Origin of the sequence: Pseudomonas chlororaphis subsp. piscium (genome assembly GCF_003850345.1) — a bacterium.
GTDB lineage: Bacteria > Pseudomonadota > Gammaproteobacteria > Pseudomonadales > Pseudomonadaceae > Aquipseudomonas > Aquipseudomonas piscium.
This window is the reverse complement of the sequence record NZ_CP027707.1, coordinates 6,370,644-6,383,447: the sequence shown is the minus strand read 5'-3', so window position 1 is coordinate 6,383,447 and position 12,804 is coordinate 6,370,644. Positions and strand designations below refer to the sequence as shown.

The 12,804-nt window shown below is 63.3% G+C and carries 11 protein-coding genes; 10 read left to right on the top strand and 1 reads right to left on the bottom strand.

All coding sequences use genetic code 11. The annotated features are described in order from the left end of the window. Positions 1 to 54 precede the first annotated feature (54 nt). Genes C4K38_RS29095 through C4K38_RS29085 form a run of 3 tightly spaced genes read left to right on the top strand, consistent with a single transcriptional unit; the run spans position 55 to position 2,521 of the window. On the top strand, positions 55 to 1,080 hold the full coding sequence (locus C4K38_RS29095) for an aminoglycoside phosphotransferase family protein (RefSeq protein WP_053281148.1): 1,026 nt from the start codon (positions 55 to 57) through the stop codon (positions 1,078 to 1,080). Then, a complete protein-coding gene (murU, locus tag C4K38_RS29090; RefSeq protein WP_053281147.1) occupies positions 1,077 to 1,751 on the top strand; it encodes an N-acetylmuramate alpha-1-phosphate uridylyltransferase MurU in 675 nt (224 codons plus the stop codon). The genes C4K38_RS29095 and murU overlap by 4 nt, the downstream gene beginning before the upstream one ends. A 2-nt stretch (positions 1,752 to 1,753) precedes the next feature. Continuing rightward, positions 1,754 to 2,521 (top strand): TerB family tellurite resistance protein, encoded by a 768-nt coding sequence (locus C4K38_RS29085; RefSeq protein ID WP_053281146.1) that lies wholly within the window; start codon positions 1,754 to 1,756, stop codon positions 2,519 to 2,521. 68 nt (positions 2,522 to 2,589) lie between these two features. Here the strand turns inward: C4K38_RS29085 and C4K38_RS29080 are convergent, their stop codons facing one another. Beyond that, entirely contained in the window at positions 2,590 to 3,588 is a 999-nt protein-coding gene (locus C4K38_RS29080; RefSeq protein WP_053281145.1) for an alpha/beta hydrolase family protein, read from the bottom strand. Positions 3,589 to 3,662: 74 nt separating this feature from the next. Between C4K38_RS29080 and C4K38_RS29075 the strand changes: the two genes are divergently transcribed. The 7 genes from C4K38_RS29075 (at position 3,663) to C4K38_RS29045 (ending at position 12,741) form a co-directional block, all read left to right on the top strand. Next, positions 3,663 to 6,056 (top strand): PAS domain-containing sensor histidine kinase, encoded by a 2,394-nt coding sequence (locus C4K38_RS29075; RefSeq protein ID WP_053281144.1) that lies wholly within the window; start codon positions 3,663 to 3,665, stop codon positions 6,054 to 6,056. 58 nt (positions 6,057 to 6,114) lie between these two features. Further along, entirely contained in the window at positions 6,115 to 6,744 is a 630-nt protein-coding gene (locus C4K38_RS29070; protein ID WP_025807370.1) for a response regulator, read from the top strand. Positions 6,745 to 7,093: 349 nt separating this feature from the next. After that, positions 7,094 to 8,218: an ABC transporter ATP-binding protein gene (locus tag C4K38_RS29065; RefSeq protein WP_009051151.1), complete on the top strand. Its 1,125-nt coding sequence runs from the start codon at positions 7,094 to 7,096 to the stop codon at positions 8,216 to 8,218. Positions 8,219 to 8,262: 44 nt separating this feature from the next. Beyond that, positions 8,263 to 9,306, top strand: coding sequence for an ABC transporter substrate-binding protein (locus C4K38_RS29060; protein ID WP_053281143.1), 1,044 nt, complete (start codon positions 8,263 to 8,265; stop codon positions 9,304 to 9,306). 68 nt (positions 9,307 to 9,374) lie between these two features. Beyond that, positions 9,375 to 10,622, top strand: coding sequence for an ABC transporter permease (locus C4K38_RS29055; RefSeq protein WP_053281142.1), 1,248 nt, complete (start codon positions 9,375 to 9,377; stop codon positions 10,620 to 10,622). A 13-nt stretch (positions 10,623 to 10,635) separates the two neighbouring features. After that, positions 10,636 to 11,460, top strand: coding sequence for an ABC transporter permease (locus C4K38_RS29050; protein WP_053281141.1), 825 nt, complete (start codon positions 10,636 to 10,638; stop codon positions 11,458 to 11,460). Between the two features lie 132 nt (positions 11,461 to 11,592). After that, positions 11,593 to 12,741 (top strand): iron-containing alcohol dehydrogenase, encoded by a 1,149-nt coding sequence (locus C4K38_RS29045; protein ID WP_053281140.1) that lies wholly within the window; start codon positions 11,593 to 11,595, stop codon positions 12,739 to 12,741. Positions 12,742 to 12,804 lie beyond the last annotated feature (63 nt).

Sequence of the window (12,804 nt, the reverse complement as noted above, 5' to 3'; positions counted from 1 at the left end):
CTGGATAATAAAGCATGACCCGCTTGACGGCTAGCGCCGTCGGAGACCCTTGCAATGCCTGACCAAGATGTACGCTTGCAACACCTGAAAGTTTGGCTCGATGAGCAGTTGTCGATTGTTTATGCCTCCAACGGTTGGGGCCCCGTGCCCCCGGCCACATTGACCGCGGCCAGCAGCGACGCGAGTTTTCGGCGGTATTTCCGCTGGGAAGGCGAAGGCCGCAGCTTTGTCGTGATGGATGCTCCACCGCCCCAGGAAAACTGCAAACCCTTCGTGGATATCGCCCATCTGTTGGCAAAATCCGCAACCAATGTGCCGAAAATTTATGCAGAAGATTTGCCACGCGGCTTTCTTTTGCTCAATGACCTGGGCAACAAGACCTATCTGGACGTGATCGACGGCGAAAATGCCGATGCCCTGTTCAAGGATGCGCTGCAAACCTTGCTGGCTTTCCAGCAGTTGCCGATGGATGCGCCGTTGCCCAGTTATGACGTCGCTTTGCTGCGTCGAGAGCTGGAACTGTTCCCCGAGTGGTACGTGGGGCGCGAGCTGGGCGTCGAGCTGAATGAGCGCCAGCGTGGCCAATGGCAGCGGGTCAGCGAACTGTTGATCGAAAGCGCCCTGGCCCAACCCAAGGTGCTGGTGCATCGTGACTATATGCCGCGCAACCTGATGCTCAGCGAGCCCAATCCGGGCGTGCTGGATTTCCAGGACGCGGTCTACGGCCCGGTGACCTATGACGTCACCTGCCTGTTCAAGGATGCCTTTCTCAGCTGGCCGGAAGCGCGGGTGCGTGGCTGGCTGGAAGACTACTGGCAGCAAGCGTCCCGGCTCGGGATCGCGGTACAGCCCGATTTCGAGGATTTCCTGCGCGCCAGCGACCTGATGGGCGTGCAGCGCCATCTCAAGGTGATCGGGATCTTCGCGCGGATCTGCCACCGCGACGGCAAGCCCCGCTACCTGGGCGATGTGCCGCGTTTCTTCGCTTATATAGAAGCCGTCCTGACTCGTCGGCCGGAGCTGGCGGAGCTGGGCGAACTCTTGGCCAGCCTGCGTCAACCGGTCGGAGCCTGTGTATGAAGGCAATGATTCTGGCCGCGGGCAAGGGCGAACGAATGCGTCCCTTGACCCTGACCACGCCCAAGCCATTGATCCGCGCCGCCGGTGTGCCGCTGATCGAGTACCACCTACGGGCACTGGCCCGGGCGGGCTTTACCGAGATTGTCATCAACCACGCCTGGCTGGGGCAGCAGATCGAAGATCACCTGGGCGATGGCTCGCGCTTCGGCTTGAGCATCCGCTATTCGCCGGAGGGCGAGCCGCTGGAAACCGGTGGCGGTATTTTCCGCGCCTTGCCATTGCTGGGTGACGAGGCCTTCCTGGTGGTCAACGGCGATGTCTGGACCGATTACGATTTCCGCCTGCTGAACCTCCCGCTGGACACGATGGCGCACTTGGTGCTGGTGGATAACCCGGCTCACCACACCGCCGGGGACTTCATCCTCAACGATGATGCCCGGGTGCGGGACGCCGAACCTGGGGCTCAGACCCTGACCTACAGTGGTATTGCGGTGCTGCATCCGGACCTGTTCCAGGGCTGCACACCGGGCGCGTTCAAACTGGCGCCCCTGCTGCGCAAGGCCATGGCCGATGGACAGGTCAGCGGCGAGCGTTTGCAGGGACACTGGGTCGATGTCGGGACCCATGAGCGCCTGGCGGAAGTCGAAACCTTGTTAGAAGCGAGTCACTAATTATGTTGTGGCCAGGGACTCTGATCGGAGCCGGGGCTGGCTTTGCCATAGCCAGTATCCCGGGGGCCATGCTGGGAGCGTTGCTGGGACAGGCGCTGGACCGGCGCCTGCAACTGCATAGCTGGGCCCAGTTGCGTGAGCGGCTGGGCGGTCGACCGGCGCTGCGCAACGATGAGCTGCTGTTCGTACTCTTGGGGCGGTTGGCGAAAAGCGATGGCCGGGTGGTCGACGGGCATATCCAGCAGGCGCGCCTGGAAATGCGCTCGCTGGATATGAGCGAAGCCGCGCAGCGCCGCGCCATTGCTGCGTTCAATCGGGGCAAGTCGGGTAACGATCGGCTGCGGGGCTACCTGCGACGCCTGGCGGAGCAGCCTTATGCCGCCGAGGGTGTATTGCGTGCGTGCTGGCGGATGGTCTGGGCTGATGGCCGGGCCAGCGCCGCCGAGCGCGAGCTGATCCAGCTCTGGGGCAAGTGGCTGGGCTGGACCGTGCAGCAGGTGCAGGCGTTGGCGGCGGACTATGAGCCGAGCAAAAAACCGTTGGCCAATAGCAGTGGCACCTATCAGGAAGCATTGCGCCTGCTGGGTGTCTCCGCAACCAGCGAACCTTCGCAGATCAAGCGTGCCTATCGGCGCCTGCTCAGCCGCCATCACCCGGACAAGGTTGCCGGCAGCGGCGCAAGCCCGTTGCAGGTGCGTGACGCCACGGAGAAAACCCGCGAACTGCACAGTGCTTACGCGCTGATCCGCGAGCGCCGGGATTTTCGATAGAGGGAAATGCCCTGCACCCGGCCTCGCTCCCTGTCAAAAAACAGGAGCGGGGCCGGGTGTGGTGGGGTTCAGTCTTGCGCGGGTTGCGGGCTCAGCCAGCCGCGTACGCGCCTGAACAGCTGCTCGTTTTCAGCCGTGCTGTTGCCCGGCAGAGCGTTAAGCGAGACCTGGGTGAAGTTGGCGTTCTTCAGGCGTTTGCTGGCCTGTAGGCGTTCCAGGGCGCTCTTGCGCGCCTGCGCGTTGTCCTTGTAGAAAAAATCGGCGGTCGCCAGCTTCAGGGTCGGCGTCAGTTCCGCCAGTCCGGGTTTGCCGATGGACGGGGTCTGGGCGGCCACCAGTACCAGCTTTTGAATCTCCGGCGGTTGTTTTTCGCTCAGGTAGCGCGTGGCCCAGTAGGCGCCGCTGCCGTGACCTAGCAACACAATGCTGCGGGCGTTCTGCTGTTGGGCGTAGGTCACCGCGGCGTCGATGCGGGCAAAGATTCGCTCGGCGTCGGCCTTGGCCTGTTCTTCGCTGCTCTCCACCACCGCGCGATCGGCAATCTCGGCTTCACCGCCGGCAGCCTGTTCTATCGGTTTGGGCGCTGCCGTGGCGGCATCTTTGCTGCTAGTGTCGGCGGTCGCGGGCGCAGGTTCGGCCTCGACGATGCGCGGTTGCGCCGCATCGCTCTGCAGGTCGGGCAAGGTCAGGCTCAGGCTGCTCCAGTCGGCATCCGGCAATCTGTTGCGTAAAGGGCCGATTGCCTGAGGCCAGTCGGCGGTTTCGCCTGCGCCGGGGATGATAATCACCGCGCCCTTGGGGTCGCTGGTGTTGGCCGGTTTCCACAGGGCCAGAAAGCTCTCGCTGCCGGCTTGCAGTGACTGTTGTTCGCCGGCTGGCACGACGCGTTCGAGGGCCGCGGCATCTTCCTGGCTACGCTCAAGGAGCGGCTGGCGTTCGGCCGGTTTTTCCGCGGCAGCCTGTTCTGCTGGGGCGGGTTGCGGATCGGCCGCCTCGACCGAAAAGGCACAAGGCAAGATCAGCGACAGGCACAATGCGGGCAGTGCCGAGCGGTGGACAAGGGGCATCGGTTATTCCAGGCCAGAAGTAATCCCGGCAGCCTAATGGGTTGGTCAGTATTTGTCAGTGTGTGAGACTTCAGATGATGCGTTTTCGCTGCCTGCTGGTTATCGGCTGTATCTGCCTTCCCTTGATGGCCTGGGCGGTGCCTGCGCCGCATATCGCCCAGGCGCAGTGGAACCCTGTGCAGCAGCAGTGGCTGGAGCAGCACCGGGAACTGCGGGTCGGCGTGGTGCTCCAGGCTCCCTACGCCCAGTACGACCGGCGGCTGCAACGCTTGTCCGGCGCCAATATCGAATTGATGCAGTGGCTGGCCCAGGCGATGAAGGTCGAGTTGAGCTGGCGCAACTTTGCCGATCAGGCACAGCTGGAAGCGGCGGTACGCGCCGGTGAAGTCGATATGGCCCCGGGCCTGAGCCAGACCCCGGCCGGACTGCGGCTCTGGCAGTTTTCCGATCCCTATATGCGCGTGCCGCAACTGGTGGTCGGCGAGCAGAAGGGCGCCGGCGCGGTGGAGCTGGAAAAGCTCGACAGCCAGACCCGCGTAGCAGTGCGCATGCCCAGTGCGGTGGCGGACTACCTGCGCGCGACCTATTCCAACCTCAATCTGCAGGGCGTGCCCCTGGAACGCCAGGCCCTGCAATTGTTGCTCAGCCAGCAGGCGCGTTATGCGGTGATCGATGAGGCGCAGCTCAGTCGTTTGTCTGCGGAGCCGGAGTTCGCCGACCTGGCGGTGGTGGGCGATATCGGCCTGCCGCAACTGCTGCGGGTGGCTACCCGACGCGACTGGCCCGAGCTTGCGGATATCGTGCAGCGCGCCTTGCACGGTATTGCCGCCAAGGACCTGGAGCAGTTGCACAATCGCTGGCTACAACCCAAGTATCCGCGGCTGAGCGAGTCCCGTGGCTTCTGGCAGAACCTCAGCCTGCTGCTGGCCGTGCTGCTGTTGGCGAGTATCGCCATCGTTGTCTGGCAGCGTCGTCAGCAACAGGCGCTCGAGCAGCGGCTGTTGACCACCCGCGAGGACCTGGCCCGGCGCGAGGCCAGTGAAGAAGCCTTGCGCCTGACCCAGTTTTCCATCGACCAGAGCACGGTGGGCATTCTCTGGGTCAACTGGGACAGCCATGTGCGCTACGCCAACCGTGCGGCCGAAAGCATGCTGGGCTATACGTCGGGGGCGGTGGTCGACCGGCCGTTGATCGACTTCGAACCCAACCTGAACATGGATCGCTGGCTTGGCCTGTGGAAGCGGGCGCGGGCCAGCGAGGAAGCGCTGCCTAGCTTCGAGACCCAGTGTGTCCGCGCCGACGGCAGCATCCTGCCGGCCGATGTGTCGCTGAGCTTTCTGCGCTTTCGCGATGGCGAGTACCTGGTGGTTTACCTCAATGACGTTACCGAGCGCCGTCGCGCCCTGGCCGCCCTGCAGGAAAGCGAAGCACGGTTGCAAGGGATAGCCGCCAATGTGCCGGGGCTGGTGTTCCGCCTGGAACGGGCACCGGTGACCGGGCAGATCGATTTCGCCTACATCAGCGAAGGCAGCGAGAGCCTGGTGGGTTACTCCCCGGCGACCCTCAGCCACCGCGACATAGGGCTGCGCAGCCTGGTGCACCCGGAGGACCGGGCCAGTTATCACCAGACCCAGGACCATGCCCTGGACACCGACAGCGACTGGTCCTGGCAGGGGCGGATCCTGACCCGGCAGGGCGAACAGCGCTGGGCGGAAATCAAGGCCATCACCCGCCAGCTCGAGGACGGTGCCTATGTCTGGGATGGCATCGTATGGGACATCAGCGAAAGCAAACGCATCGAACTGGAGCTGGCCAGTTCCCGGGAGCAACTGCGCGAGCTGTCGGCGCATCTGGAAAGCGTGCGCGAAGAGGAAAAGGCCCGCATCGCTCGGGAAGTGCACGATGAGTTGGGGCAGATGCTCACGGTGCTCAAGCTGGAGACCTCGATGTGCGAGCTGGCCTACGCGCAACTCGATCCGGGGTTGCACGAGCGCCTGAACAGTATGAAGCGCCTGATCGCCCAACTGTTCCAGCTGGTGCGGGATGTGGCCACGGCCTTGCGCCCGCCGATTCTCGATGCCGGGATCGCGTCGGCCATCGAGTGGCAGGCGCGGCGTTTCGAGGCGCGCACGCAGATTCCTTGCTTGGTGCAGGTACCGGACAATCTGCCGGTGCTCAGCGACGCCAAGGCCATCGGCCTGTTCCGCATCCTCCAGGAGGCGCTGACCAACGTGATGCGCCATGCGCAGGCGCATACTGTCGAACTGACCCTGAGCCTCGAGCGCAACCAGCTATGCATGACCATCAGCGATGATGGCCAGGGTTTTGTGGTCGAGGCCGGGCGGCCGACGTCCTTCGGGCTGGTGGGCATGCGCGAGCGGGTGCTGATCATGGGCGGTAGCCTGACCCTGGACAGTCAGCTGGGCGAGGGCACCACCCTGAGCGTTACTGTGCCGCTGGATCTGTAGGCGCGAGCAGCAGACTCGCCGTTGCAGAGATCATCACTAATAAGAAGAGGTATGAGCTGTGATCCGTGTACTGGTAGCCGAAGACCACACCATCGTTCGTGAAGGCATCAAGCAGTTGATTGGCCTGGCCAAGGACCTGACGGTGGCGGGGGAGGCGAGCAATGGCGAGCAGTTGCTGGAAACCCTGCGCCACGTGCCTTGCGAGGTGGTGCTGCTGGATATTTCCATGCCTGGCGTCAACGGCCTGGAGGCGATCCCACGGATCCGCGCGTTGAACAATCCGCCGGCGATCCTGGTGCTGTCGATGCATGACGAAGCACAGATGGCGGCCCGGGCGCTGAAGGTGGGGGCGGCCGGTTATGCCACCAAGGACAGCGACCCGGCGCTGCTGCTGACGGCGATCCGCAAGGTGGCGGCGGGCGGGCGTTATATCGATCCGGAACTGGCCGACCGGATGGTCTTCGAAGTCGGTCTGACGGATACCCGGCCCCTGCATTCCCTGCTTTCGGAGCGTGAGTTTTCCGTGTTCGAGCGGCTGGCCCAGGGCGCCAACGTCAACGATATCGCCCAGCAGCTGGCCTTGAGCAGCAAGACCATCAGCACCCACAAGGCGCGGCTGATGCAGAAACTCAACATCACTTCCCTGGCCGAGCTGGTGAAGTACGCGATGGAACACAAGCTGCTTTGAGTGCACCTGTAGCCGCTGCCGCAGGCTGCGATCGGCAGCGCAGCTGTCGCAAAACCTGGCACTGCGGATTCTCAGTTCAATCGCGTTGCCTGAATCACGAGTGCTTCGCCCTCGATCGCAGCCTGCGGCAGCGGCTACACGTACCCATTTGCGACATGGAAACAGGCTTATGGCCATGATCCCCGCCAGGCCTCTGCCGGGACTTGTCCAATCGCGCCATCCTTGTAGGGCAATCCCTACAAGGAACCTTCCATCCGACTGAGGCCAATCTCTCATACCCCCCGATTTGCGCGGCTTGCGGCCTCCACTAGGCTTAGTCCACAGCCGTCAAAAAACAAAAGGTGTGGGTATGAGCGAGGTCGATTCAAGCGCTGGGGCGAGTGATGTACTGGTCAGTTTCCGTGGTGTGCAAAAGAGCTACGACGGCGAAAACCTGATCGTCAAAGACCTCAACCTGGAAATTCGCAAAGGCGAGTTCCTTACCCTGCTCGGGCCATCCGGCTCCGGCAAGACCACCAGCCTGATGATGCTGGCCGGCTTCGAAACCCCGACCGCCGGGGAAATCCAGCTGGCCGGGCGGGCGATCAACAACGTGCCGCCGCACAAACGCGATATCGGCATGGTGTTCCAGAACTATGCGTTGTTCCCGCACATGACCGTGGCCGAGAACCTGGCGTTCCCGCTGTCGGTGCGTGGCCTGAGCAAGACCGACATCAGCGAGCGGGTCAAACGCGTGCTGAGCATGGTCCAGCTCGAGTCCTTCGCCCAGCGTTATCCGGCGCAACTGTCCGGTGGTCAGCAGCAGCGGGTGGCCCTGGCCCGGGCGCTGGTGTTCGAGCCGCAGCTGGTGCTGATGGACGAACCCCTCGGCGCACTGGACAAACAGCTGCGCGAACACATGCAGATGGAAATCAAGCACCTGCACCAGCGCCTCGGCGTCACCGTGGTCTATGTGACCCACGACCAGGGCGAAGCCCTGACCATGTCCGACCGGGTGGCGGTGTTCCACCAGGGCGAAATCCAGCAGATTGCCCCGCCACGGACCCTTTACGAAGAGCCGAAGAACACCTTCGTCGCCAACTTCATCGGCGAGAACAACCGTCTCAACGGCCGCCTGCACAGCCACAGCGGCGACCGCTGCGTGGTCGAGCTGGGGCGTGGCGAGAAGGTCGAGGCGCTGGCGGTCAACGTCGGCAAGACCGGCGAGCCGGTGACCCTGTCGATTCGTCCGGAACGCGTGAGCCTCAATGGCTCCAGCGAAAGCTGTGTCAACCGCTTCTCAGGGAGGGTGGCGGAATTCATCTATCTGGGCGACCACGTCCGGGTTCGCCTGGAAGTCTGTGGCAAGACCGACTTCTTCGTGAAACAGCCGATTGCCGAGCTCGATCCTGCGCTGGCGGTGGGCGATGTGGTTCCGCTTGGCTGGCAGGTCGAGCACGTTCGCGCGCTCGATCCACTTCTAGAGGCGCATTGATCGCCCCCTTGCTTCACCAACCCTGCACGTGGAGAGAACAATAAATGTTGAGATCCCTGAAATTCACCGCTTTGACATTGGGCCTGATGGGCGCGGCGCACGCGATGGCGGCGGGCCCGGACCTGACCGTGGTGTCCTTTGGCGGGGCGAACAAGGCGGCTCAGGTCAAAGCCTTCTATGCCCCCTGGGAGGCGGCAGGCAACGGCAAGATAGTCGCTGGCGAATACAACGGTGAGATGGCCAAGGTCAAAGCCATGGTCGACACCAAGAGCGTGTCCTGGGACCTGGTGGAGGTTGAGTCGCCGGAGCTGTCCCGCGGTTGCGACGAAGACATGTTCGAGCAGCTCGATCCCGAGCTGTTCGGCAAGACCGAAGATTACGTCAAGGGGGCGATCCAGCCTTGCGGCGTGGGTTTCTTCGTCTGGTCGACCGTCCTGGCCTATAACGCCGACAAGCTGAAGACCGCGCCGACCAGCTGGGCGGATTTCTGGGATACCAAGAAATTCCCGGGCAAGCGCGGCCTGCGCAAGGGGGCCAAGTACACCTTGGAATTTGCCCTGATGGCCGACGGCGTGGCGCCCAAGGATGTGTACAAGGTACTGGCCGGCAAGGACGGTCAGGATCGTGCCTTCAAGAAGCTCGATGAGCTCAAGCCAAGCATTCAGTGGTGGGAAGCCGGCGCCCAGCCGCCGCAGTACCTGGCTTCCGGTGACGTGGTCATGAGCTCGGCCTACAACGGCCGGATCGCCGCGGTACAGAAGGAAAGCAACCTGAAGGTTGTGTGGAACGGCGGTATCTACGACTTCGACGCCTGGGCTATTCCGAAGGGCCTGGACAAGACCCGCGCCGAAGCGGCGAAGAAATTCATCGCGTTCTCGGTGCAGCCGCAGCAGCAGAAGACCTACTCGGAAAACATCGCCTACGGTCCGGCCAACACCCAGGCAGTCCCGCTGCTGGCCAAGGACATCCTGAAAGATATGCCGACCACCCCGGAAAACATCGCCAACCAGGTGCAGATCGACGTCAGCTTCTGGGCTGACAACGGCGAGCAGCTGGAGCAGCGTTTCAATTCGTGGGCGGCCAAGTAAGGCGTCATGCATGGGCGGCGTCACCCGTGGGTGACGCCGTTACCGTTTAAAGATTTGCGGAGTTCGTCATGGCCATTAGCGTTCCCCTGAACGAGGTCACCAGCCCCAGCCTCAAGCAGCGCCTGGCGCGTGCCGAGCGGGTCAACCGCTGGAAGGCACAAGCCTTGATCGCGCCTCTGGTGCTGTTCCTGCTGCTGGTGTTTCTCGTGCCTATCGCAGCGCTGCTGTACAAGAGCGTCGGCAACCCGGAAGTGGTCGAAGGCATGCCGCGCACCGTGGTCGCCGTGGCCGGTTGGGACGGACGCGGCCTGCCGGCCGAGCCGGTGTACAAGGCACTGAGCGAAGACCTGGCCGAAGCGCGCAAGCATCAAACCCTGGGCGACCTGTCCAAGCGACTGAATATGGAGTTGGCCGGCTATCGCAGCCTGCTGACCAAAACCGCTCGTGCCCTGCCGTTCAAGGAGGAGCCGGCTTCCTATAAGGAAGCGCTGGAAGCCATCGACGAGCGCTGGGGCGATCCGGCCTACTGGCAGGCGGTACGCCGCAACACCAGCAGCCTGACCCCGTTCTACCTGCTGGCCGCCGTCGACCATCGGATCGACGACCTGGGGGAGATCGCCCCGGCGACCCCTGACCAGGCCATCTACCTGGATATCTTCGCCCGGACCTTCTGGATGGGCCTGGTGATTACCGGTATCTGCCTGGTGCTGGCTTACCCGCTGGCGTACCTGCTGGCCAACCTGCCGGCGCGCCAGAGCAACCTGCTGATGATTCTGGTGCTGCTGCCGTTCTGGACGTCGATCCTGGTACGTGTGGCGGCGTGGATCGTGCTGCTGCAATCGGGCGGCCTGATCAACAGCGCGCTGATGGCCATGGGGGTGATCGACAAGCCGCTGGAGCTGGTGTTCAACCGCACCGGGGTCTACATCTCCATGGTGCACATCCTGCTGCCGTTCATGATCCTGCCGATCTACAGCGTGATGAAGGGCATCTCGCCGACCTATATGCGCGCGGCGATTTCCCTCGGCTGCCACCCGTTCGCCAGTTTCTGGCGGGTGTATTTCCCGCAGACCTACGCCGGCGTCGGCGCCGGTTGCCTGCTGGTGTTCATCCTGGCCATCGGCTACTACATCACCCCGGCGCTGCTGGGCAGCCCGAACGATCAGATGGTCAGCTACTTCGTCGCCTTCTACACCAACACCAGCATCAACTGGGGCATGGCGACCGCGCTGGGCGGCCTGCTGCTGTTGGCGACCATCGTGCTGTATCTGATTTACAGCTGGCTGGTGGGCGCCAGTCGCCTGCGCCTGAGCTAAGGAGAGAATCGAAATGCTGAGCCCTTACATGTCGCCCGTCGAGCGGGTCTGGTTCTACAGCTTGCGGATTCTCTGCGGCTTGATCCTGTTGTTCCTGATCCTGCCGGTGCTGGTGATCATTCCGCTGTCGTTCAACTCGGGCAGCTTCCTGGTGTACCCGCTGCAAGGCTTCTCGCTGCAGTGGTATCACGACTTCTTCGGCTCGGCGGAATGGATGCGCGCCCTGAAGAACAGCATCATCGTCGCCCCAGCGGCCACGGTGCTGGCGATGGTCTTCGGCACGCTGGCGGCCATCGGCCTGACCCGCGGCGACTTCCCCGGCAAGGCGCTGGTGATGGCGCTGGTGATTTCGCCGATGGTGGTGCCAGTGGTGATCATCGGCGTGGCCAGCTACCTGTTCTTCGCGCCCTTGGGCATGGGTAACAGCTTCGTCTCGCTGATCATCGTTCACTCCGTATTGGGCGTGCCTTTCGTGATCATCACGGTCTCGGCCACCTTGCAGGGCTTCAACCAGAACCTGGTGCGGGCCGCGGCCAGCCTCGGCGCTTCGCCGCTGACGGCGTTTCGCCGGGTGACCCTGCCGTTGATCGCGCCGGGGGTGATCAGCGGCGCGCTGTTCGCCTTCGCCACCTCGTTCGATGAAGTGGTGGTCACGCTGTTCCTTGCCGGCCCCGAGCAGGCCACCTTGCCTCGGCAGATGTTCAGCGGCATCCGCGAAAACCTCAGCCCGACCATCGCCGCCGCGGCGACGCTGCTGATCGTCTTCTCGGTGATTCTGCTGCTGACCCTGGAATGGCTACGCGGCCGCAGCGAAAAACTGCGGACTGCCCCGGTCTGATCGGCGCTGACAGATCGCTCCCTCGCTGGCCGAGGGAGCGATCGGTTCCGGTATTCATCACGGAAATAGCAGACAACCCTGAATCCCCAGCTACTCTTGTGCCAGCTCCCACCTTTATAAGAGGCCGCGCACATGAGTCTTTCCTCTTTCAAAATCGCCCATAAACTGCTCACCGGTTCTGCCGCCATCGAGCAACTGTCCACCGAGCTGAGCCGCCTGGATGTCGATAACCCGCTGATCGTCACCGATGCCGCGCTGGTCAAGTCCGGCACCGTGGAGCTGGCGCTGGCGCAACTGGGCGGGCGTGACTACGAGATTTTCGATCGGGTGCTGCCCGACCCGGAAATCGCCATCGTCGAAGACTGCATGCAGGTTTACCGCGAAGGCGGGCACGACGGGCTGATCGGCTTGGGCGGCGGCAGTGCCATCGATATCGCCAAAAGTGTCGCGGCCTACGCCGGTTACCACGGCGCGCTGGAAGACCTGTTCGGTATCGACCAGGTGCCACGCAAGGGTCCACCGCTGATCGCCATCCCCACCACGGCCGGCACCGGCTCCGAGGTCACCAATGTGGCGATTCTCTCGGACAAGGTCGCGCAGCTGAAAAAGGGCATTGTCAGCGACTATCTGTTGCCGGATGTGGCGCTGGTCAGCCCGCAGATGACCTTGACCTGCCCGCGCAGTGTCACCGCCGCCAGCGGTGTCGATGCCCTGGTGCACGCCATCGAGTCCTATCTGTCGCTCAACGCCTCGCCCATCACTGACTCCCTGGCCATTGGCGCCATCAAGCTGATCGCCCAGGCGCTGCCCAAGGCCTACGCCAATCCTGCCCATCTGCAGGCCCGCGAAGACATGGCCACCGCCAGCCTGATGGCCGGCATGGCCTTCGGCAACGCCGGGGTTGGCGCGGTGCATGCCCTGGCCTATCCGCTGGGCGGGCGTTTCAACATCGGCCATGGCGTCAGCAATGCCTTGCTGCTGCCGTACGTCATGACCTGGAACAAGATGGCCTGTGTCGAGCGCATGCAGGATATCGCCGAGGCTATGGGGGTGAATACCGCTCATTTGAGCGCGGCCGAGGCTGCCGACAAGGCCGTCGAGGCCATGACCCAGCTCTGCGCCGCGGTGGAGATTCCATCGGGGCTGCGCAGCTTCGGGGTGCCGGAGGAGGCCATTCCGTCCATGGCGGTGGAGGCCGCGGGGATCGAGCGCCTGATGCGCAATAACCCGCGCAGGTTGAGCCCAGGCGATATAGAGAAGATCTATCGCGCGGCTTACTGATCATCGCAGTCACGGTGCGCGCGCCAAAGCATGAGGTATACAATGCGCGCCACCGTGATTTCT